The sequence below is a fragment of the Niastella populi genome (assembly GCF_002078015.1).
Classification (GTDB): Bacteria; Bacteroidota; Bacteroidia; order Chitinophagales; family Chitinophagaceae; genus Niastella; species Niastella populi.
This window is the reverse complement of the sequence record NZ_LWBP01000185.1, coordinates 1-22,760: the sequence shown is the minus strand read 5'-3', so window position 1 is coordinate 22,760 and position 22,760 is coordinate 1. Positions and strand designations below refer to the sequence as shown.

17 protein-coding genes are annotated in these 22,760 nt (G+C 44.2%); 6 read left to right on the top strand and 11 right to left on the bottom strand.

The genetic code is table 11. The features are described from left to right. Positions 1 to 10 precede the first annotated feature (10 nt). The 4 genes from A4R26_RS15530 (at position 11) to A4R26_RS15515 (ending at position 6,292) form a co-directional block, all read left to right on the top strand. Positions 11 to 1,021, top strand: coding sequence for a FecR family protein (locus A4R26_RS15530; RefSeq protein ID WP_081164661.1), 1,011 nt, complete (start codon positions 11 to 13; stop codon positions 1,019 to 1,021). A 588-nt stretch (positions 1,022 to 1,609) separates the two neighbouring features. After that, on the top strand, positions 1,610 to 2,767 hold the full coding sequence (locus A4R26_RS15525) for a carboxypeptidase-like regulatory domain-containing protein (protein WP_081164660.1): 1,158 nt from the start codon (positions 1,610 to 1,612) through the stop codon (positions 2,765 to 2,767). A 33-nt stretch (positions 2,768 to 2,800) separates the two neighbouring features. Beyond that, positions 2,801 to 4,876: a SusC/RagA family TonB-linked outer membrane protein gene (locus A4R26_RS15520; protein WP_081164659.1), complete on the top strand. Its 2,076-nt coding sequence runs from the start codon at positions 2,801 to 2,803 to the stop codon at positions 4,874 to 4,876. 9 nt (positions 4,877 to 4,885) lie between these two features. Then, on the top strand, positions 4,886 to 6,292 hold the full coding sequence (locus tag A4R26_RS15515; RefSeq protein ID WP_081164658.1) for a RagB/SusD family nutrient uptake outer membrane protein: 1,407 nt from the start codon (positions 4,886 to 4,888) through the stop codon (positions 6,290 to 6,292). 5 nt (positions 6,293 to 6,297) lie between these two features. Here A4R26_RS15515 and A4R26_RS15510 read toward each other — a convergent pair whose 3' ends face one another. The 9 genes from A4R26_RS15510 to A4R26_RS15470 form a co-directional block, all read right to left on the bottom strand. Further along, the gene (locus tag A4R26_RS15510) at positions 6,298 to 6,606 is read right to left on the bottom strand and encodes a hypothetical protein (protein ID WP_133054693.1); all 309 of its coding nucleotides are present in this window, start codon (positions 6,604 to 6,606) and stop codon (positions 6,298 to 6,300) included. Positions 6,607 to 6,980: 374 nt separating this feature from the next. Continuing rightward, the gene (locus A4R26_RS15505) at positions 6,981 to 7,544 is read right to left on the bottom strand and encodes a hypothetical protein (RefSeq protein ID WP_133054692.1); all 564 of its coding nucleotides are present in this window, start codon (positions 7,542 to 7,544) and stop codon (positions 6,981 to 6,983) included. A 283-nt stretch (positions 7,545 to 7,827) separates the two neighbouring features. Continuing rightward, positions 7,828 to 8,943 (bottom strand): AhpC/TSA family protein, encoded by a 1,116-nt coding sequence (locus A4R26_RS15500; RefSeq protein WP_165760287.1) that lies wholly within the window; start codon positions 8,941 to 8,943, stop codon positions 7,828 to 7,830. Positions 8,944 to 8,983: 40 nt separating this feature from the next. Then, positions 8,984 to 10,405, bottom strand: coding sequence for a PKD-like family lipoprotein (locus tag A4R26_RS15495; protein ID WP_081164654.1), 1,422 nt, complete (start codon positions 10,403 to 10,405; stop codon positions 8,984 to 8,986). Between the two features lie 25 nt (positions 10,406 to 10,430). Continuing rightward, positions 10,431 to 11,243, bottom strand: a complete 813-nt coding sequence (locus tag A4R26_RS15490) for a DUF4843 domain-containing protein (protein ID WP_081164653.1) — start codon at positions 11,241 to 11,243, stop codon at positions 10,431 to 10,433. Positions 11,244 to 11,258: 15 nt separating this feature from the next. Next, positions 11,259 to 12,749 (bottom strand): RagB/SusD family nutrient uptake outer membrane protein, encoded by a 1,491-nt coding sequence (locus tag A4R26_RS15485; RefSeq protein WP_081164652.1) that lies wholly within the window; start codon positions 12,747 to 12,749, stop codon positions 11,259 to 11,261. A gap of 9 nt (positions 12,750 to 12,758) precedes the next feature. Further along, positions 12,759 to 16,112 (bottom strand): SusC/RagA family TonB-linked outer membrane protein, encoded by a 3,354-nt coding sequence (locus A4R26_RS15480; protein ID WP_081164651.1) that lies wholly within the window; start codon positions 16,110 to 16,112, stop codon positions 12,759 to 12,761. Between the two features lie 303 nt (positions 16,113 to 16,415). Beyond that, a complete protein-coding gene (locus A4R26_RS15475; RefSeq protein WP_081164650.1) occupies positions 16,416 to 17,600 on the bottom strand; it encodes a FecR family protein in 1,185 nt (394 codons plus the stop codon). A gap of 225 nt (positions 17,601 to 17,825) precedes the next feature. Beyond that, entirely contained in the window at positions 17,826 to 18,428 is a 603-nt protein-coding gene (locus A4R26_RS15470; protein ID WP_081164649.1) for an RNA polymerase sigma-70 factor, read from the bottom strand. A 209-nt stretch (positions 18,429 to 18,637) separates the two neighbouring features. Between A4R26_RS15470 and A4R26_RS15465 the strand changes: the two genes are divergently transcribed. Continuing rightward, on the top strand, positions 18,638 to 19,261 hold the full coding sequence (locus tag A4R26_RS15465) for a GyrI-like domain-containing protein (RefSeq protein WP_081164744.1): 624 nt from the start codon (positions 18,638 to 18,640) through the stop codon (positions 19,259 to 19,261). A gap of 72 nt (positions 19,262 to 19,333) precedes the next feature. Here the strand turns inward: A4R26_RS15465 and A4R26_RS15460 are convergent, their stop codons facing one another. Beyond that, positions 19,334 to 20,005: a YceI family protein gene (locus A4R26_RS15460; protein WP_081164648.1), complete on the bottom strand. Its 672-nt coding sequence runs from the start codon at positions 20,003 to 20,005 to the stop codon at positions 19,334 to 19,336. 215 nt (positions 20,006 to 20,220) lie between these two features. On the opposite strand from A4R26_RS15460, the gene A4R26_RS15455 reads away from it, so the two are divergent. Continuing rightward, positions 20,221 to 20,961: a polysaccharide lyase family 7 protein gene (locus tag A4R26_RS15455; RefSeq protein WP_081164647.1), complete on the top strand. Its 741-nt coding sequence runs from the start codon at positions 20,221 to 20,223 to the stop codon at positions 20,959 to 20,961. Between the two features lie 173 nt (positions 20,962 to 21,134). On the opposite strand, the gene A4R26_RS15450 is transcribed toward A4R26_RS15455, so the two are convergent. Then, the coding region (locus tag A4R26_RS15450) for an MBG domain-containing protein (protein WP_133054691.1) at positions 21,135 to 22,760 on the bottom strand (1,626 nt) is incomplete at its 5' end.

The window sequence follows — 22,760 nt, the reverse complement described above, 5'->3', positions numbered from 1 at the left end:
TTTATCTCGCATGCCTTACAAAAACGACAATATTAAAAAGGAGATTTTTAATAAAGAACCCGATGAGCTATTAACAGCAGAGGAACAGGACATCTTAGATGAAATAATATTAAGCGAACAACCGCAGGAAATAAACATTGACCTGAACGACCCGGTATTTTACAGTGCTTTTGAGTTGTATTTCAAATTGAAAAGAGATAATATAGCTCCACTGGAAAAAATAGAGCGGGCAATTTTGGGCCACGCGGAAGAATATAAAACCGAGGAACCGCAGCCACAGTTAAAAACCCGGAAGACGTTATGGTGGTCAGCAGCCGCTGCTGCAGTACTGATTATTGCAGGAGTTTTCTTATGGAATTCTAAACAGGTTGAGCCCAGATATCTAACGGCAAAAACGGGCCTCGGTGAAATACGGACAGTTTCCCTGCCCGACGGTAGTACAATAAAATTGAGCGCGCTTTCCACCATTGAGTACCCTGCGGAGTTTAACGGCAAAGAGCGGCACATCAAACTTACCGGCGAGGCATTGTTTAAAGTAGAATCCGATGCAGCCAACCCCTTCAGGGTAAGCGCTTCCGGAAAGGATATCACAGCTAAAGGAACGGAGTTCAATGTAAGAGCTTATAAGGAAGACACGACAGTAGAAGCTACCCTTATTGAAGGAGTTATAACGGTAGATAACGGGTCGGAAAAAAAGACCTTAAAAAAAGGAGATCAGGCTGTTATTACAGAAAACAAGATCTCAATAAACGAAAATATAAAAACCACAAATGTTACAGCCTGGCAACAAAAATGGATCATATTTGACGGAAAGACCCTGCCCTCCATCATGCAACAAATTGAACGCTTTTACAACGTAAAGGTTACTATCAGGGGCACGCTGCCTGAAATCGGCCTTACAGGCAAGGTAGATGCCAACAACGACCTGAGCGTAATTTTGAATACATTAAGAACAAATATTCCCGAAGCGAATTTTGAAATAAATAAAGACAGTACCAATATCACGGTGGCGATAAAATAATACAACATCCCGGTAGTTCCCCAACCAGCAGTAACAACCTGCAACTGATCTGTACCTTATGACAAGATGGTTAAAGGCCGCCCCATCAGGCTGCGCTTTATAATCACGCCATTAGTTTCATTAAACCTTTTGTTCTTATGTAGAAGATCTCAGTGAAGCCGTACCAACGGCTTTGATAAGGTCTGTTTGGTATCCCCGCCCGGGGCATCATTAACATTAATGTATACCCGGGCGCAAGGGATATATTTCTGAACCAAAACTTTCACTAATGCCAAAGTGTAACACGATTATTTACAAAAAAAATTGGACTAAGAACGATCCTGCCATTAAATACTTCCGCAGTTTTGTTTCTTCCCAATTAATAAAAAACGAATCTCGAACATACTGCCAGCCGGCAGTAATTCTCTTCAAAATGCTTTAAAGTTTTCACCACTCCTTATCCATTTTACCTAATCAGGACCATTTAACATCGCACCATTAACCAGATTCCTTTTTGTAAACAAACACCAAACCTGTCGTTTGGAGAACCAATCCGTGCAGCATCTTACATATTAGTAGCAGTACGGTTTACAATTAAAAAATGATCATATGATCAAAACAACCATGGTTTTGGTAATGATTTGCTGTGTATGTATTGTTAAAGGTCAGTTCAACGGGAGTAAAAGCGGCCGCATTTCATTAGAAGACTTTCTTAAAAGCTACATGCAGGCAACAAATGCAGAAATAGTTGCACGGGAAGGCCTTGTAAAACGCAGAGGAGATCCTGTCGATCTGAAACAACTGCCCCGGGACCCGGACTCGGCCCTTGTGTATGTTTTCAACAATCAACGAAATCTGACCTTCGAGATCACCGGACCAAAAATCATCTCGGTAATAAAAAAGCAGGGAAATAAATATATACCTTTTCCCAACCCCGCGGGTTGCCCGTTATTAAGGGGAATAATCATAAATACTGAAGGAGAAGATCTGTCCGAAGCTTCGTTGACGATACCGGGATCAAAGAATGGAACTACCTCGAACAATGAGGGTAAGTTTTCTATCACCAGGTGCCGGGGCGAGAAACTGGTGGTTTCTCACATTGGCTACAAACAGCAGGAAATTGAATGGGAAGAAACAAACTGGCTTACCATTAAACTGGAAAAGAAAATATCGGTTAATGAAGCACATACAGTTACCGGTTACAGAACTGAAGGTAAATATACCGGCCTCCCGGTTCCGTATAAGTACAAACCAGATCTGGCAATCAATACCAACCTGTTCGAAAATATCAAAGGCCAGTATTCTTCGCTGACCAACCATTCATCAAGCGGCGCCCCCGGCGCTTCCCAGATCCTGAACATAAGAGGGTATAGTTCCATAGGCCAGGTAGCAGGCTGGAGCAACAGACCGTCCGACGAGCCATTGGTAATAATAAATGGAGTCCCCATCAATTTACGTCCAATAAATGTATTTCCGGCAATGGGCAGAAATCCGCAGGGAGAAGGAATTTCAGGTACAGGATTTAATCCCTTATCGGGAATTAACCCGTTGGATATCGAGTCTATTCAGGTTTTAAAAGATGTTGCCAATACTTCTATTTACGGCTCGCGCGGTTCGAATGGGGTAATTGTAATAAGAACCAAAAAGGCATCAGATACATCGCTGCAAATAACCTTCTCTTCTTTTACCGGGGTCGGCTTTAGCACCAGGGCTATGACCCCAATGAATACCCGTCAATTCCTCGATATGCGGTATCAGGCCTTTTAAAACGATACCATTCAATGGTGGCTGCCAAACACCTTGGCACCGGACCTGAAAGCATTGGATACTACGCGGTATACAGATTGGAAAAAATGGCTGTTGGGGGGTACCGCCAGGATCACCGACCATCACGTTACTTTATCTAATGGCAACAATTTATTCAGGTATTATATCAACGGAGGTTATCACTATGAATCAACCGTGTTGCCGGGTGATCTTTATCTCAAACGATTTTCGTTAACAAGCGATATCTCCTATAATTCAAAAAACAACAAATTACTTGCGGGTGTTACAGCTATTGCCACAGGCACCCAAAACAACTGGATAACTGATAATATTATGAATGTGCTGCTGCTGGTACCTCATGCCCCTGAGCTCTATAACGAAAACGGCACCTTAAAGTGGACACATAATAATATCAGCTTTCTTAACCCTATAAGTTATTTAAGGAACACACTCCGGCTAAACAGCAGCAATACATTAATTCATACCCACTCACAATATAAAATTTCAAAAAGATTAAAAGCCGAGATCTCTTTAGGATACAACAGGATCTCAACCCATGAAGAAGCCAGATGGCCAAAGAGTGCAAAAAATCCGGCCCGGCCCTCAACCGGTATGTTAACAACTGGTAGCAACGAAAGCCAGGTGCTTGACCTGAATCCACAATTAGAGTATAATTATAAAAGCCGGTCCAGAAAATTTAACTTACAAGGCATTGCAGGTGGTTCTCTTTTTAGTCAAAAAAATGACTATCTCATCAACGAACAGGGAGGCTTTACCCACGATGACTCGTTAGGAATACCAGGACCGCATACAACCTCGGAAATAAGATCAGGAAATTCAAAGTATGGGTATGTATCGGGGTTTGCCCGGATAAACATGTCGCTCTTCGACCGGTTTCAATTTAATTCAACTTTTCGGCTCGATGAATCATCGCGGTTTGGAGAAAATGCCAGGTTGGCAAAATTAGGGTCTGCAGGTGCCGGTTATACCATAAAAAAGCAAGACACATCGCAGCGGATTGTAACCTTTGCAAAACTAAGGGCAGGTTTTGGCATAACTGGCAGCGACCAGATCGGAGATTACGGGTATCTTAACGATTATACCAGAACTACAGACCCGCAATACATGGGATATTCAACAATTGCTGCATCTGCCCTGGCAAATCCGGATTATCGATGGGTGCTTAGCAGAAAACTGGATATTGCGATCGAAGCCAGTTTATTTAAAGGGATCGTTGAACTTTTGGTTCTCTTCTATCGCAACCGGACCACCAATCAACTTGTCAACCATCCCATCCCTTCTCAAACCGGTTTCACATCGATCACAGATAATTTTCCGGCGGAAGTAGAGAACAGCGGCTTTGAGTTTGAAGTAAACATCCAGAAAAAATGGAAACATGCTTATTATAACGCAAGGGCCACCCTCTCAACGCAAAAGAATAAACTGCTGAAGTTCCCCAACCTCGATCATTCTATCTATAATAAAAGCCTGATCGTTGGAGAGTCGCTTACAGTGGAAAAAGTTTACCGGTTTGGCGGTATCAATCCCAATACAGGGATGTATACAATTGCAGATTCTTCCGAATTTATAGCGGGTCACCATGACCCGGTAGTAATGGGTGGACTGGCACAAACCTTCAAATACCATAGCATTCAATTACAGGCTACATGGATCTTTACAGTTAAAAAAACAAATCACTATATGTACTATATGTACAACCTGCTGGCGCCAGGCAGAAGTAATAATAATCTGTTAATGAACCAGCCTGCTGATCTGGCTAACCATTGGCAAAATCCAAATAACCCAACCCAATGGCAAAAATTTTCAACAAAAAGCACCAGCCAGATCAATACTTCCATTCGCAACTGGACCAACACCAACGCAAAACTTGTTAACGCCTCATATGCATTGTTAAAGAATATACTGTTTACCTGGGAGGTAAAGGAAAAGCTGTCCAAAAAAGTTGGAATAAGCCGATTGAAACTATATGCAAACGGAGAAAACCTGCTGATGATCACTTCTTATGAGGGAACCGATCCACAAATTGGCAATCCCCTTACACTTCCTGTTTTAAAAGTCATTACCCTCGGCCTTTCAATAACCATTTAATCGCAGATCATGAACCGACAATTTTACAATTTATTACCCGGCTTTTTAATTGCATCATGTTGCATTATCATTATCAGTTGTAAAAAGCTGGTGAATCCGGGCGTTCCGGCCAACAGAACTACCTCGGAAAAAGTATACAACAACGATACGCTTGCGCGGGAAGCCGTCGTTGGCATTTACCGGGAAATCATGAAATCATTCGGGCCATTACACGGACAAATAACCTGGCTATGCGCAATCTATAGCGATGAACTTACCCAGCCTGATATCATGAAAGAATATGAACCTTTTCTTACTAATACACTTAGAGCCGATAACCCGACGGTACAGGCAATTTGGACAAAATTATACAGCACCCTTTATCAATGTAATGACGTAATAGAGGGACTAAAAAACTCATCGCTTAGCGACAGTATACGCAACCAGTTATCCGGCGAAGCCTACTTTCTACGGGCATTGAATTACTACTACCTGGTTAATTTATTCGGCAAAGTTCCCCTAATTACAATCACTGATTTTGCTGCCAATGCAAAAATGGGCAGAACCGAAATTCACAGGATCTACGACCAGATCATCAGCGACCTGCAGGACGCACAGCATCTGTTAACATATTTTACTTCAGTTGACAAACCCTATCAAAGAGTACGCGCCAACTCGTTTGCAGCTTCCGCATTGCTGGCAAGGGCCTACCTGTATAAAAAAGACTGGGCTGCCGCTGAAAAAGCAGCAACCCAGTTGATAGAATCTCACTACTACAATTTAGAGTCCAACGTGCTACAGGTGTTTTTGTCAGACAGTAAGGAAGCTATACTTCAATTTCTGCCCTTTACCATTTACAATTCAGCGGAAGGCGCTACGTTTATTCCGCAAACCGGCAAACCACCTACTTTCAATATTCACAGGTCACTCCTAAATGCTTTTGAAACAAATGATAAACGCCGGGAATGGGTAAATAACACAACCTATAACGGTTCAAAGTATTATTACCCGTATAAATACAAACAAAATAATGGCGCCCCCTATACTGAATACAATATGGTACTCCGGTTGGCCGAACAATATCTTATTCGTGCAGAAGCCCGTATAATGCAAAACAATTTAACAGGCGCCGCCATCGATCTGAATAAGATCCGTACCCGGTCAGGACTTGCTCCAATAGCCGGATTTAGCTCTGAACATGCTGCAATGCTGGCGCTTGAACAGGAACGCCGGATAGAACTCTTCGCCGAATGGGGGCATCGCTGGTTCGATCTCAATCGATTCGAAGCCCATACCCTGCCGGGAAATTTTGTAAACCGTGCAGATGAAGTACTTGATACATTCAAGCCCGAATGGGAAACTACCGCCCTGCAATGGCCGATCCCAGGCAAAGAGGTAAACTTAAATCCTGCCTTAATTCAAAATAAAGGATACTAGTTTAGTTAAAGATCGCTGTAGATAATTGACGTATTGCTGTATTCGTTGTAGCCAAATTCATAAGGGTTCAACATTCCAAAAGGCGTTGCACTGAATATATTGTAAGGGAACAAATTCCGCAAGCGGTTCATTTCTACATTTATATCGGAATGAGTACCAACAGGAACCATAAAATCTTCATCTGCATACCATGCATAATTAATCAGTGCCGGTTTCACCTTTTGCGTAAGTGTGGTTGTTTGTTTGGCAAAAATATTCGTTCCGGTAATAGCGATAACGATCGCTATCATAAAGAGAATTGCTTTCTTTTTCATGATCATTCTATTTTAGGTTTTTAAAAAGAAAAAGACATCCTTCGCTTACAGGCGTACCCGTAAACGCAGCCGAACAAATGAGAACGGAAATAAATCGCAGCAAACAAAGAGGAAGAAAAACAGGCCTGTTTAAGCGCTTTCCTGCTTGTATTACATTGGTATATATTACATAAACAATTCCAAGTGACTCGTGACAAAAGAAAGCGGCAAAAATCTCAAACACGGGGCGGTTAACGGTGGAAGTAAAGCGATTAAGAAGGAAAACTATTTTATATGTTTAGCAGCCTGATTTAAAACTCAAAAACAAACCAACCATTTAAAAAACAGGTATGTCATCGATCATGATAACATACCTTTTATTTTTCAGCAAAAAACTATTTATTCTTTCCCAGGTACCTCCCTATCCAATCATCGAACCGGCGCTGGTATTTCTCAATGGCAGGCGCCAGCACAATATTTTCATCATCTATGGCATCGAGGTTAAAATTCTTTTTCAACCAGTTCCTGAACTCTCCTGAGTATTCAGTTGATTCATCGTCTTCGTCTCTATAATAACTGGCGTGCCGGTAGGTCATGGGCTCCGTATCGAGCGTTAGCAGGCGTAAAAAGGCCTGAATATTTTCGGCCACAACAAACTCACCGCCTTCATCGCCGAAAAGTACAACCGGGAATTCATCGGGCGCTATGCCATCCTCATATTGCCATAAAGCATAAAAAGAACCGCCGGCGGTGGCGCGGGCAAAAGGCATTAATTTTTCAAGAAAATCAGGGTTCATTGACCAGCCATGCTCGAGCCCGCTCTTATCGTCATAAACCAGGCCGAACCCTTTGCAATAACTTCCGAATTCGGTTTCGTTCTGAAAATCTACCAGTTTCGCCAGCGACCCCGGAACAGGTTTGCCGCCGAAGTTTTGAGCGAACTCTTCTATAGTTAACATAAGATCCGATTTAAGGTACAGTTTCCCAAACGAAAGCATAAATGCATTATTACCGGAATTTGAAGGTAGTTATTCACAACATCGCTTTTACACAAAAAAAGCGTCCCGATACATCGGGACGCCTGAGCAGATTTACGAATCTCTAATCGGTGATTAATTTGATGGTGTGAGCTTCATGTAGTTGGCGGAATGCGATCAACGTCCTGATCGTTGACCAACATACCCATTCAACACTTTTCACTCCGCATCAAGCGCTCATCATTTGCGTTCTTCAAATTGGATTTTAATTAGCGGGGACTTGTCCGAAAAGCGTTTCCAGTTTTTTATTCAGCGTTTCACCGCGCAACCCTGTAGCAACTATTTTCCCGGCCGGATCGATCAGAAAACTGGCTGGCACAGCCCTGATGCCATACAGCACGGCCACTTCATTGCTCCAGCCTTTCAGGTCAGAAACCTGGGTCCATGGCAGCGCGTCCTTTTCAACTGCTTTCAGCCAGTTATCTTTGTTATTATCGAGCGAAACACTGAGAATATCGAATCCTTTATTGTTGTATAGCTGGTATTGTTTCAGCAGGTTGGGGTTCTCTGCCCGGCAGGGACCGCACCAGCTTGCCCAGAATTCAACCAATACATAACGGCCCTTATAGGAAGAAAGGGTAACCGGTTTGCCATCGGGTGTGCTTTGGGTAAATTCCTGCGCAGGCTTGCCTTCCTCTACTTTACTTAACAGTTCAATGCGTGCAGCGATCTCCTTTCCTATATTTGATTCTTTGATAGAGGCATCGAGCCCATTAAACAACTTTATGCTGTTGCTCAAGGTAATTGTGGTAGTATAGCCCAGTAGTTCAAACGCGGAGATATAACTCTTCGGATGCCCTGCAATGTATTCATGCCTTGCCTTATACTCCCATTGATACTGGCTGTCGGCCCGGGCCTGCAATTGTTTCGCAGCAACAGTATCGCCTGCATTCTTCAGGTCATATGCCTTTTGAAAAAGCGCAACGGTCCGGATGCGGTTATCCATAAACCGCTGATTCAATTGTTCATATTCCTTTGTAGTTCCGGTACCGGTCACTTTATATTTGAACTGTGAGTTTGCATCGCCTTCCACAGCGATGTTTGAATTTTCAAGATACAGGTCGATCTTCACTTTGAAATTCTTTGTAAAGATCATGGCGACAGCCGGTTCTTTTACATGCCCCTTAAAAGTAAAGACGCCATTTTTAACCACAGCCGAATCGATCGATGATGCACTCAGCGTGCCGTAATTCAGGAACAACAGGCTATCGGTAAAATTTGCAATCTTTGCTTTGATCAGAAATTGCGGCGCTTTTTTCTGAGCCAGGGCATTGTTCGTTATCAACAGGCATAATGCCGCTTTCAGGAAGAATGGTCTCATGGAGGTTGTAATCATCTAACGATTAATTATTATTATAAGATTATTTTGTTTTTATAACATCAACAGGTGAACCAGGTATACCTTCATACTTCCTGATAACGTCACCAAACTTACCGGTACTGATATCGAGATAATAAACAGCGCCTTCAACACCAGCGATCAATGTATTATCATTATCGGCAAGCTTAACCATAGAAACTGCTTTACCACCGAAATCGGTTGTGAGCGCTCTCAGGTCCTGGTTGGTTGGGTTGTACCGATACACTTTATCGCCGGAAGTAAAATAAAACACCTCAGCCTGAGAACCCGCCCATTTAGTGGTTGGCGTTATCAATGAAGGCTGTGGAAATGCACGTTTGTACAGCGGCGATAATTTCACCACTCCTACAAAGGCAGCCCCAAATTTTATTTCATATAGTGTTCCATCTGCAGCTTTGCCAAAGGCAAAACAGTTGTTGTCGTTGATCTGTTGAAAATGGATGAGATCGAGCCCTACGCTGAGGGGATCGAATGCAACTACGTCTGAAACCTGGTAACCCGTACCTGCATAGGCAGGAATACCAAAATTGGTAAAAGCCACCACCTGTTTGCGGTTGATGTCGTACCCTAAAAAGTAGGGCATTACGCTGTTGAAGGCAGCCCGGTGGTACAATTCATAATCGCCGGGAACCGCTACCCCAAACATACCGTATACGTCACTGCCATAAAAGGTTTGTGAAGCGCCCACGTATAATTTACCATTGATAACACCCTGTAAAACACCATTGGTAGAGTTTTCGAGATAACCGGGCTTTGCTTCTGCCGGCATATCGAAGAAGTTTTTACGCAGCGTACTGTACTGCAACAGGGTATTGTTGTTCAAACGCACTCCGCCATCGGGCACTCCACTGCCGGTAATCCAGTAACCCAGGGCCGGCGTTGGTGAAATAAACTTATGGATCATATCTATCACCTGTAGTGGTTTCCCCGGCAAATCAACGCCATGCAATGCCTTATAAATACGGGGCAATACAGTACTATCGGGCTTTACAAAACTTAGCTGTGATGTATTTCCTTCCTGGCTTAGCACCAGGGAACCTACAGAAAATTGTGTTTGGCCCCTGATCCTGAAAAAGCGGAAGTATTTCATTCCGTTTGAATTATCGGTAACCGTCAACCTTGCATCATAATCGTCGGGCTCAAGCGAGAAAATGAAGTTAAACGGAAAACCGGTCAAAGTAGTATCTGAAAACTTTTTAGGAAAGTTTACCCGCCACTCGTAAGTAAATGTGGCGCTGGCATTGGCCGACCTTACAGTTGGTTTTATGATAAGCGTATCACCTAAAAAAACTTTATACAATGAATCTAAACCTGTTATTTCCGGTATCGCAATATCCTTATAATCGTAATTGCCTTTATCCTTATAACAGGCCAGCTGAAGCAGCCCAAAGGCTGTAAGCGTAACCAATATTAATCGCTTCATTCAATTTTCTTTTTAAGCAGTTAACCTAAATCACTTTAATACCGTTCTCATCCATGAAAAAATACTTACCGGTAGCCGCATCTTTCTTATACAGGAACTTCTTATCGGGAGTACCTGCGTCATAAAAATCATAGTCACCATCGGACCTTACACTGAACACATATCCTTTATCGGGATTATTGGCTACCCAGGTAGCAGGGCTGGTGAGCAATGCTTTCAGTTTATCAACGAAATACAGGTTCTTAGGCGCATCTATACCGGCGGTAGTGAGGTCGTCGGTAGTGGCCGACAAGCGGAACAGCTGGTGCTTTACAGTTGAATAATAACCACCCAGCCACATATCCCACCAGTTGGGCTTTTCGAGCTTGGCCGAAAACACTATACGGGTAGTAATAAGCTTAGTGAGTTCGGCATTGAAATCCTCGCCGGGCACTATTTCCAGTTTAAGCGTAACGGCTTGCTTAAGCAGGTTAGTATCGGTATTATACACCACTACGGGCAACCGCTGAATACCATAACCTGCCGCAAACAGGTAATCAGCCTGCAACGGTTGATAATGTATACCAGGCAGCGCGGTAGATGCCGTGTCGATCACTTTTACAGAATAGGTTCTGTCCTTATCTCCTATACGGTTTCCGGCCACTCTTACAGGGATGAATACCGTATCTTTTGATTTTCCGGGAAATTTAGCGAAGGTGTATAACACACTGTCCCTAAAACCAGCCATACCTATATCGAAATATAAATTCTCGTTCCCATGAAAGCTGTCTATCTGCTGCTTCTTGCAGGCTGTCATCAGCGCAACAGCCGCCAGTAAAATAATTGCAATCTTCTTCATAACGGATGCTGTTGTTTAACGGTTACCAAATTCAATTTCATTGTCAGGAAGCGGCATTACAAAGATCTTGTCAGAAGCGGGGGTGCTGCCGCCCAACAGGGTTGGTATGTTCCTGTTCAATCTTTTGTACATAAAAAAGATCTGCCCCTCGCCATAAAATTCCTTGCGGGCCTCCTTTACCAGTTCATCTATGAATGTGGCCTTATCCGACACGGTAAGATCAACAATATAACCACGGTTATGCCGCACCAGATTTAAATAGTCAACTGCCCCGGCAGGATCGGAATCGTATGCAGCTTCCGCAGCTATGTAATACATTTCAGAAAGCCTGATGGCAGGCAGCATCAGGTAATGGAGGTTACGCTCGAAATCGCGTTTGTATTTCTGCAATTCATACCACTTGATAGTTCCGGAGCCGGCACCGGGAATAAACCAGTTCTTATAACGCCAGTCATCACCGCCCGAACTTCCCGCCTCATACAAAACATTTGCGGCATTCTCCTCTATAATAAAACCAGAAATTCCGCTGTTGAAGCGCCTGGCCAGCGTATCCTTTATATTCGGCACATACCAGCCAAACAGCAGCTCCTTGTACATTATGCGGTCTTTGTATTTGGGGTCTGGCTCATAGAAATATTTAAATGTCGTCCACGGAAATTTCTTTGATTCGATCACTTCGCGCGCATTGGCCAACGCCTCACTGTTTTTTTCCTGGTACAAATACACTCTTGCCAGTTCACCGCAAATGGCATAATAATTCAGGCGGTGCCGGCGGTTCTGCAGGAAAAGACTGCCCGACCGTTCTTCTTCAGGAATTACATCGGGCTCATTAACTTTGTCTGCATCGTCGGGATAGCTGGGAATGTATTCAGCTGTAAGAATAGGATCAACAGGCCGTATCAGGTTTTTAGCCTCTTCCAGGTCTGTTATGATCTTTGTCAACACCTCCGTTACAGTCGACAACGGAGTAACCTTATTCGAAAATTCAGTAACATAAGGAATTGCCTTTATGCCCGCGCCGTTCTTGAAAGAAGGCGCAAACAAACGCAACACGTCAAAATGTAAATATCCTCTCAAAGCCAGGGCTTCCGCCTTTATAAGCGCCTGCCGGTCGGCCGGCAGCACATCCTTATTCGTTTCCAGGTTTTTAAGAATAAGATTGCAGTTTACTATGGCATTGTACAAACGGGTCCAGGCAGTATCCTTGCGGGCAATAAAATAGGGATCTTTATAATTGTACTGGCTGGTTTGCTTAAAGTTCAGCAAATCATCACCCGGCCAGCTGTAGTTCTGCGCCAGCACTTCAGGAAAACCGGTGCTCAGTTGGTACCCATACAGGTTCATATGGGTACAAATCGTATACACACCGTTAATTGCCTCTTCAAAACCTTCCTGGGTCTTAAACAGGTCTTCTTCGGGCACCTGCGATACCGGTGTTACATCGAGCCATTTTTTGCACGATGACAATCCGAGTAATATAACCGCGATCCAGATAATATTTTTCATACCACAGATTTAAAAGCTTGTTTGAATGGAAAATGTAAAACTTCTGGCAAAAGGATAAGCAATCCCCCGCTCTGTTTGCATAGTTGCCCAACGGCCAATGTCGTTCATGGTAAAGGCCACCCGCAGGTTTCGCATAGCCAGTTTGCTGTAAATGGCATTTTCAAAATCGTACGACAGGTAAACCGATTGCAGTTCCAGCACATTGTCTTTTTGCACAAACCGTTCGCTGGCTCTCGACTGGCCTATTTCTGCAATGTTCTTATACAATGCTTTATCGCCCGGTTGTTTCCATCTTTGCGACAGCGCCCTGCTGTCTACGTTATCGCGTGGATCGGCATTCTCGATGCGGTCAACCACAGTTTGATTGTATTCTTTACCCCCGAAGCGGCCGTAGAAGTTCACATTCAATAAAAAGCGTTTATACCCGATATTGCCGCCAAAAAAACCATAAGCTTTAGGCGTATTGTCGCCAACCGGCACTATATCCCTTACATTATAATCATAGGTATATTTACCATTCCTGTCTATATATATTTCCTTTCCGGTTTCAGGATCGATACCCATTGACCGTACTGTATAAATAGTATTCAATGACTGGCCTTCGTTGAAGCGCAATAATGGTGTTGCTTTATATTCATCCTTTATCTGCTCCTGGTCGGCTTTGTCGTTGTATGCTTTCAGTGCGTTGGAAATTTTCAGTATTACATTCTTATTGCGGGCCATATTGGCGGTAAGGTTCACCGTCCAGTCGCGGTTTTTAAATACCGTACCCTTAAGATTCAGCTCGGCGCCGGTGTTTTTCATATCGCCGAGGTTTTCCTTATAGGAGATAAAACCGGTTGAGGGGGGCAAAATGACATCGGCCAACAATCCATGCGTTATTTTTTCGTAATACCTTGCACTGACAAATATCCTGTCGTTCAGCAATCCGAGGTCCACCCCTACTTCATAGTTATCGGTCTTTTGCCATTTCAGTGACTCATTGCCATAATTGTTCACCGCAGCCCCGATGCCGGTTGAGTACCAGTTGCCGGTATAATAATCATAGGTTGTTTTTGCCTGATATGCAGGGAATGATACCGAACCTGTTTGGCCAACGCTTGCTCTCAGCTTCAACATGCTGATAGCGCTGTTCAGTAAAAAACCTTCCCTGTGCGCATTCCAGCCAATGCCAAAGGCCCAGAATGGCGCTGTTTTATTTTCACTTCCGAATTTGGAAGAACCGTCTAACCTTACCGACAGATCGGCCATATACTTATTTCTGTACGAATAGTTCAGTGAAGCGAATGAACCGAACAACCTTTCGAGCTGGTAATCGGCAAAGGGAGAACTATTCAGTGCATAGCTGTTGGCAAAGGCAATATTGGTGAACCGGTCGTTCGAAAACCCTATAGCGGTCATGCTTTTGAAATCGCTGGTATAATTGCGGATATTTGCGCCTGCCGCCAGGTTGAGGAAATGATCGCCGAGTTGTTTGTTATAGTTTAATGTAGCATTCCCATCGAGGATCGTTTCATCGGTATTGCTAAAAAAATAACTACCGCGCTCTTTTAACCGGTTGGCATCATAAAAATAGAATTCATTGGCGCGCGGCGAAGTAAAGATATCGGTATTGTACTTACGTTTGGTAACACTAATCAATGTGCGTAACCGAAAGGCGCCGGTTATTGTCCAGTCGGCGGAAAACGCATCGATCATCTCGAAATACTTGTTCTTATTAAAATTGCTGAGTGTTGAGTTATACAACGGGTTCAATACCGCTTTGATCACATACTGATTATTCTGTTGTTTGGTATCTACCAGCCATTCGTCCACCCCCTGAATAATATGGCCTGCAGAGTCGGTTTTAGGGTAGTAGGGGTTCATTCTTACATAGTTGGAGAAGTTGCCATAGGGCGATTCGGTACCATCTACCCCGGTAATGGTAAGTTTGTTCCTGAATGTAAACCTTCTGTTAGGGGTATAGGTAAGCTCACTGCCAATGCCATACCTGTTGCGGCCCGATCCCTTCATTACACCCGGCTGGGTTTGATAACGCAGATCGATACCGTAGCGAATGGCGCCGCTTCCACCTTCAATATACATGGAATGCTTTTGTGCAAAGGCAGTTTTTACCGGCTGCGACAACCAGTAGGTGTTCACACCGGCTATTACATTCGAATACTTTTTATAATAGATCTCCTCCAGATCATCTCTGGTTATTCCACCGAAACCCTCCTCATATAACCCGGCCAGTCTTTCATATTCCAGTTTGTCAGCTGCGTTCAATACACTATAACCGGTAAGATCGGGCGCATTAACTGTAAGATCGGTATTGTACGACACCTGCAGCTTTCCTTCTGCCGGCGCCTTGGTGGTGATCACCAATACGCCATTGGCGGCACGGGAACCATATACGGCTGTGGCAGCCGCATCTTTAAGGATGGTGATCGACTGAATGCGGTTCACATCCATATCGTATACTTTTTCAACACCAACTTCATAACCATCGAGAATAAAAGTGGGCAGGTTCACATTACCGGCCAGGTTGTTGCGGGTTAACACCCCTTCGGAACCTGTTGGCAATGAAGCCGAACCCCGAATATTTACATTGGGAAGCGCATTGGGGTTTGAACCGAATAAGTTATTCTGTTGTACCTGAAAGGAAGGATCGTATGCCTGTATACTTTGTAAAATATTTATCGGATTCACCCGCTTCAGTTCATCGCCTGTTACGGTAACCGCGTTTCCTGTATAACTTTCTTTTTTGATCTGCTGGTAACCGGTGATCACCACATCGGTCATGGGCGTTTTGCTGTTTTTCATCTTTACCGATAACTGCATATTTTCCTTTACAGTTACCTGTTGATTTTCAAAACCCACATAACTGATGGTGAGTACCGCGCCACGTTTCGCCTTAATGGTAAAAGCACCGTTTACATCGGTTGTAGTACCGAATTGATTGCCTTTTGTCACTACATTGGCGCCCACAACCGGTGTGCCCGAGCTTTCATCGACCACCTTGCCATGCACTTCGAGCAACGGCACCGTATCGGGCTTTGTTTCACCAATTGGCATGGGCGGCGGAGCAGCTCTTTCGCTTACCACAACAGTTTTATTCACAATACTGTATGTTACAGGTTGCGCAATAAAGACCTGATCCAGCACCTCTTTTAGCGGCTTATTCTTTACGTCGATATTTACAGCATGCGTTTTCTTTAACAGTCGCATGTTATAAAAGAACACGTACCCTGTTTGCTTCTTTATTTCCCTGAAAAGCTGCTGCAATGGGATGTTTTCCTTTGAAACGGTAACAGTTTGCGAAAATCCCGCTGCAGAAACCTGTAAGAAGCCCGCCAACAATAAAACAGCGGTTAACTTCATAACCAGAATAGTTTTGGACTTTGCCCGTTGTGGTATACCACGGCGACGCAGTACCACTTGGCAAAGAATGGTAAAAATCATACTTTTAAAATTGGGTAAACAAATAACAGTTTCGACGCTTTTACAGAGTTTGCCCATTTAGGCCGGTTGCGTTCCAGCGCTTCCGGCTTTGTTATGTAAGGCAGTCAATGAATAGTTTGGTCAGGTTTTCATCGTGTGTTTGTTTTGGTTGAGTTTTGGTTAATAATCAATTTTTCGCAGTTACATACACTAATGGTCCCCGGGTGTAGCACCCGTTTTCTCTTATGGCAGCACCTTAATTTTTTTACCTTCTATTTTGCAATGCACATTGCTCAGTTCCAGAATTTTAAATACCTCGGTGATATTACTGTTGCGTGGTATTTCACCTTCGAATTTTTCATCCGGCACTTTTCCCACATATTCTATTTCCACATCGTACCACCGCGCTATTTCGCGCATAACCGCTTCAACATTTGCATTGTTGAACTGGAAGCGCCCATTTTTCCAGGCAACGGCTTCCTCTACGTCGGCATCTTCATCCAATGCCATTTTACCGCTGCGATCAATTTGCGCCTGCTGTCCCGGCTTCATCAGGTACTGTCCCTTCAGGCCACTCATTTTTACCGAACCTTCCAGCAAGGTTGTTTTGATGGAAGTTTCGTCATTATATGCCTTGATATTGAAGTGTGTACCCAACACTTCTACCCGGTTTTCACCGGCTGCGGTAATAATATTTACAACAAAAGGCCGGTTTCCCTTTCCATTCGATGATGACTGATGCGCCACCTCGAAATAAGCTTCACCTGTGAGCTCAACTACCCGCTCATTACCGGTGAAGCTGGCCGGGAAACGCAATGCGGTAACAGCATTCAGCCATACCTTGGTGCCATCGGGTAATATAACCTGGTACTGGCCGCCACGGGGGGTGCTGATAGTGTTCATGGCAACAGCCTGTTGCCCATGCCTGCCTTCCGTTTTATATACCAGTTCACCATCCTGTTTCTTCATTATCATGGTTGCGCCCTGCCGGGTAAGCGCGCCATTGGCTGCGCTATCGAGCACGATCGTTGACCCATCGGCCAGTGTTAGTACCGCTTTATTTCCACCCGGCACCACTGTGGTCTGAATAACCGGCTTTTGTACTTCTACCGTTTGCGTGGTCACCTGTTTGTCGTTCATTACAAAATACCAGGTGGTGGCCATGAATAATAGTGTACCGGCAGCTACCCACCAGGCGCCGGGGCGCCGCCAAAGTGGTACTACATTTTTCTGAGGTTCAGATGTAAGCACAGTCATTACGTTGCTGTAGATCCTTTGGCCGGCAAGCGCTTCTTCCTCGTTTGTCAACGGGTTGTATATGTTGTTGCGCCGTTCACTGTACCAGCCTTCCACCCATTTCTTTTCCTCTTCGGTACAGGTTCCAAGCTGATAGCGTTTTAACAGATCGCTGAATTGGTTAGCATCCATTTTCAATCATTCATTTAAGGTTAAGGTTAAATTAAATATGGCAGGTATTTGATATTATGTCGGAAAAAAGAGAAGGTGGTGGTAGAAGAATTTACAATTTCTTAAAAAAAAAATTTGATGCCTTCATACATGCAACAACAATAAGCCGTACCTGCCGGATAATCAAAGGCATACAAAACTGCATGTCTTCCCTTCCGGTTTTAACAACAACCTGAAATGTTTAGATCATTTGCAAATAAAGGTGGCGGCGATGAGCATAGCGAGGGAGGCATCGCCCAAATGCGACTTTAAAATTTTAAGCGCCAGGTAGATCTGCTTTTTTACCGTCTCCTCCGAGATGTGTAACCGGTTGGCAATTTCGCGGTGCGAAAGGTGCTCCTGCCGGCTCAACCGGAAAACCTCCCGCATTTTATTGGGCATTTTATCCATTACCTGGTCGATATTCGCGGCAAGGTCGCGGGCATACATCTCTTCTTCAACGGAAGGCAGGGATTGCTGCCCGGTCATGTAGCTGGTAAAATCTTCGAGGTATCCCCCGCGGATCATATCCCGTTCAATGATATCTATACACTTATACTTTACGGCAGTATGTAAATAAGCGCCCAGTGATGTGGTTACAGAAAGGGATTCCCTTCGCTTCCATAAGGAAACGAATACTTCCTGCACGCAATCTTCCGATTCTTTTTGCGAACGCAACACATTCATGGCTTCCCTGAACAGTGAATTCCAGTAACGTTGGTAGATGACGGTAAATGCAGCCTGGTCGTTATGCGAGAGCTGTTGCAGTAAATAATTGTCGGTATATTGTTCGTAATCAGGGGCCAGCATTCACCATATGATCAGAAGCGTTGAAATTACAATAAAAATCATATATCACCTGTTTTCAATTTTCCATTTAGCTGCTAAACAATGCTAAAGTGGGGAAAACCCTTAGCGAAAAACCCTTGAAGAAAACCTCTCATAAGTTTTATATTCCTGCTGACATAAGGTTGTCAGCAGGTACCGTCATTTTTGCAGCACGAACAAAACCGGAAAAAATGAATAAACTCGATCTTACGAAAGCATTCAAAACCTATTTCACCGCCAAACCAAAACCAGAACTGGTAAACATCGGTGAAGCTCATTTTATTTCGCTTACGGGAAAAGGCGATCCTTCGGCCCCGGCTTTTGCAAAAAATATTGAGGCGTTGTACTCCACGGCTTACACCATAGAGTTTGTGTACAAAGCCCAAAACATGGACTTTGTAGTTTCAAAACTCGAAGGTTTGTGGTGGTTCGATGAAACCAGGTTTCCCGGTAAGAATATAAAAACCGCCGCCACTGAAGTACCAAGAAGCGAATGGGAGTACCGGTTACTCATCAGGATGCCCGATTTTGTAATGGCCGGAGACATTGAGGCAGCGAAACAAACAGTTATTAGTAAGAAGAACATACAACTGGCCGGCCAGGTGCAACACTTTACCATGAATGAAGGAAAATGTGTTCAGATGTTACACGTTGGGCCTTTTTCAACTGAGCCGGAATCCTTGTTGCAGATTGCCGCTTTTACAGAACAAAACAATTTGGCAAGAAACGGGCTTCATCACGAGATCTACCTGTCTGATTTCAGAAAAACATCACCTGAAAAATTAAAAACGATATTGAGAGAACCGGTTCGTTAATACAAACCAATTAAAACAAAAGAGGCAGCAGCCATTTGCCTGATGCCTCTTTTATTTCGTTATTCATTTACGTTACCTCTGCTTTTTGGCTTCCAGATCCAATTCAACATCTACCTTCTCTGAAATGAATTTATCGCCCAGCGTTTTATCATTACCATAACGCATTTGCCATTGCGTACGGTCGATAACGAAGCTCGACTTCGCTTTTAATGTATTACCGTCGAGATCGATCTTCGCAGGAAAACTTATATTCTTTGTAACATCCTTCAGTGTAAAGTTACCGCTTACCATATAGTTGGCGCCTGCTACAACAGATGTATCTGACCCGCTCTCCGTGTATGGCTGAACACCGGTAATCTCGAACTTTGCCGTTCCGAATTTATCGGCATCGAAGAAGTCACCGCTCATCAGGTGCGGACGTAATTTTGAATCGAAGATGCCGCCTTTTTGTTCCAGGTCCATCGATTTGATATCGATCGTGAAACTGCCACCGGTGATCTGATTGTTGGCAAGTGCTACCGTACCCGAAGAAATTTTGAATTTACCCGGATGGTTCTTACCAACGCCGTAACCGATAAAACGAATGGTTGAAGTATTTGTATCGACCGCAAATTGCGTTCCCGTCGCTTCTGACGTTTCCTGTTTTTCCTGTATCGTAGCATCATCGCCTTTTGGCGAGCCGCCGCCACAGGATGTTAAAATTGCTATAAAGCCGGCTATTACCAGAAATGCTTTTACTTTCATAACATGTTGATTTTATTATGGACTGATTATCATTTGCACATACTCAAAATGCCTCATCAATTCTGCAAAAATCAGACCCCCACCCTGCGGCTTATTGCCACATGACAAGCCAACTTAACCGAATAAAATGCCAATTCACCACATCCTTCTCCTTCCTGCATTGCTTACCTTTTATTAACGATACCATTTTTCTCTAATCATTAAAAACTTGCCAGATGAATTATCAACAATCGAAGGGCAGCAAATACATGCTGTTCCTAATGCACATGTCATTCCTGTTACTTATTGTTTCATTCCTGTATGTTAGCTGTAGAAAAACGGCAACGTCCGCTGCACAACACGATGCGGCGATCTCAGGCAGGGAAGCAAACACCGAAGCCAATCCAACCAGCGGCTGGACGCAAACATCCTATACCTATAATATTCAAACGCCGTGGAACCTTTCCCAATCGAGCCGTTATAGTTATTCAGGCGGAGAACATCGCTTCTGGATCTATCCCGATGATGAATGCCAGTATGAAGGGTGTTCTACCGGGCCGCGCTCAGAACTGCGCATGAATAATAACTATACATCGGGCCGGCACCAGTTTGAAGGCGATGTATATATCGTTTCCGGCTCTAAAGGCACCGATATTATGCAGGTGTTCGGCGGTTCTACCCATGCAACGGCCATTATGCTGAAAATACATTCGGCCAGCGGCGGCACCATTAAACGATACGACAATGAAACGTTAATGACCAGCGCTTACAACAAATGGATTCACGTGAACGTACAGCATGATGCCGACAACGGCAGGATCTATGTGTATATCAACAATACACTGAAGGGAAATTATGCCGACCGTGGCAATGCCACCCATTACTTCAAATGCGGTGTTTACAATATCAGCGGGTCACGGTCGGAGACGCGTTGGAAAAATGTTAAGTACTGGAAGAACGGACCTGTGGGGCAATAATTACTGAAAAATTTCATAAGCCGCCCCCGTAAAACGGGGCGGCCATCTTTTGAACAGTTTGCGGCCCAAACATCATTCTGAAATACGCTGCAGATAGCCGCTAACTGAAAACCACCCCCCGGCAGGAAGATGGTTTGCACTTATTTTAATTATTATATTTAAAAAGCTACAACCTATCTTATAAGGGTAACTGTACCTTTTCGTTCAATAATACCGCACTTTGTAATTGCCTTTATAGCATACACATACGTTCCAGATGGTTGCGCCTCACCGTTAAAGCGGCCATCCCAGCAGGCGCCGGGTGTGGTAGTGATGAACACACGTTGGCCAAACCGGTTATATATAGTGAAATCGATTTTTTGTATTACCCCCCAGAACCTGACGCCGAAGCAATCATTCTTACCGTCTCCATTGGGAGTGAAAGCATTTGCCATTACATTTTCTCCTGACTTAACGGTTAATATCCCGATGCGGACATTGTCTGTATTCTTACAGCCATTTGCATCGGTTCCCGTTACCGTGTACGTTATGTCGTCTGCAGGCGAAGCCACCGGGTTAGGGATATGGGGGTTGCTTAATCCGGTAACAGGAGACCAGGCATAGGTTACGGCGCCGCCGGCATTTAGTTTTGTACTGGCTACATTACAATCAAGATCGTTCGATTTAGTAGCCCATACACCGGGCAATGGATTCACAGTAAAGAAAGCCACCCCGGTTGGGTCCTGTGTGCCTGGCGCCAGAATAACACAACGTATAAAACGGCCGGCAGTTGCATCAATAGTGAGGGTTTCAGCGGTTGCCCCGGCTACAGGCTGCCAGTTGCTGCCATCATTACTTTCTTCCCACTGATAGGCAATTGTTACCAATATACTCGCGGCAGTTGCTTTAGCAGTGAACGAAACCTGTTTTCCTTCACAAGCCTGCTGGTTCTGCGGGTGTTCAGTGATAAACACGCGCGCCCCTGTAACCGTAAATGTTCCGTTGGTAATTACCAGGTTGTAATTAACTGCCGCTCCCCCGCTTAATGTTATGGGGTAAGTACCCGGGTTGGTAGTTATATCAACTGTAGTAGCAATGGCCGGCTCTGTGATCACTGAAGCATCCTCTCCGTTTACAAACCCGGTATAGGTCATTGAAAGTGCAGGGTTTGCTTCACCATATGGTCTTGATTTATCGTCGCCTTGCACATACAGGTCTTTTTTATTCACATGAACATTAAATAGCAGCGTTGGAGCAACTGCATACATATTATCACCAGGCTGCTCAATGGCGATTAATGCCGAACCTGCTCCCGTTATCCTTACTTGCCCGTTAGCATCGATGACAGCTACGGCATTGTTACTGCTGCTATAATTTACCTGCAAACCTGAACTTGCGGTGGCCGCCGCACTGAACGGATTATCGCCGTAAGTAACAGTAACCACGCTGCCATTTGCGGGGGCAGGTAAATTGATTGTCTGCGGACGTTTACTTACGGTCAATTGGGCATCGTTAGTGATTGCTGATGGTGCACAAGCGCCTGTAACAATGCAACGATATAGGTAACTGTTCATACCGGGCTGAACATTGGTAATGTTGAGTGTAGCAGCATCGACCCCGTTATACACGCTTCCGTTGGAAATATTTACAAATCCGCTGCCGGTATTTACCTGCCATTGATAATTCAGGGCACCTGTGCCATTTGCCGATACCGCAAAGCTGGCGTTATCACCTATAAGGACCGATGCGTTACCTGGCTGGGTGACAATGGTGGTCGATAAGTTCACCACCAGATTCAGCGTTACCGTGCTGTCGCAACC

What these genes read in the sequence shown, in the direction of transcription:
- A4R26_RS15530 (WP_081164661.1), top strand. Translation starts at nt 11, where the DNA reads ATGCCTTACAAAAACGACAATATTAAAAAGGAGATTTTTAATAAAGAA.
- A4R26_RS15525 (WP_081164660.1), top strand. Translation starts at nt 1,610, where the DNA reads ATGATCAAAACAACCATGGTTTTGGTAATGATTTGCTGTGTATGTATT.
- A4R26_RS15515 (WP_081164658.1), top strand. Translation starts at nt 4,886, where the DNA reads ATGAACCGACAATTTTACAATTTATTACCCGGCTTTTTAATTGCATCA.
- A4R26_RS15510 (WP_133054693.1), bottom strand. Translation starts at nt 6,606, where the DNA reads ATGAAAAAGAAAGCAATTCTCTTTATGATAGCGATCGTTATCGCTATT.
- A4R26_RS15505 (WP_133054692.1), bottom strand. Translation starts at nt 7,544, where the DNA reads ATGTTAACTATAGAAGAGTTCGCTCAAAACTTCGGCGGCAAACCTGTT.
- A4R26_RS15500 (WP_165760287.1), bottom strand. Translation starts at nt 8,943, where the DNA reads ATGAGACCATTCTTCCTGAAAGCGGCATTATGCCTGTTGATAACGAAC.
- A4R26_RS15495 (WP_081164654.1), bottom strand. Translation starts at nt 10,405, where the DNA reads ATGAAGCGATTAATATTGGTTACGCTTACAGCCTTTGGGCTGCTTCAG.
- A4R26_RS15490 (WP_081164653.1), bottom strand. Translation starts at nt 11,243, where the DNA reads ATGAAGAAGATTGCAATTATTTTACTGGCGGCTGTTGCGCTGATGACA.
- A4R26_RS15485 (WP_081164652.1), bottom strand. Translation starts at nt 12,749, where the DNA reads ATGAAAAATATTATCTGGATCGCGGTTATATTACTCGGATTGTCATCG.
- A4R26_RS15480 (WP_081164651.1), bottom strand. Translation starts at nt 16,112, where the DNA reads ATGAAGTTAACCGCTGTTTTATTGTTGGCGGGCTTCTTACAGGTTTCT.
- A4R26_RS15475 (WP_081164650.1), bottom strand. Translation starts at nt 17,600, where the DNA reads ATGGATGCTAACCAATTCAGCGATCTGTTAAAACGCTATCAGCTTGGA.
- A4R26_RS15470 (WP_081164649.1), bottom strand. Translation starts at nt 18,428, where the DNA reads ATGCTGGCCCCTGATTACGAACAATATACCGACAATTATTTACTGCAA.
- A4R26_RS15465 (WP_081164744.1), top strand. Translation starts at nt 18,638, where the DNA reads ATGAATAAACTCGATCTTACGAAAGCATTCAAAACCTATTTCACCGCC.
- A4R26_RS15460 (WP_081164648.1), bottom strand. Translation starts at nt 20,005, where the DNA reads ATGAAAGTAAAAGCATTTCTGGTAATAGCCGGCTTTATAGCAATTTTA.
- A4R26_RS15455 (WP_081164647.1), top strand. Translation starts at nt 20,221, where the DNA reads ATGAATTATCAACAATCGAAGGGCAGCAAATACATGCTGTTCCTAATG.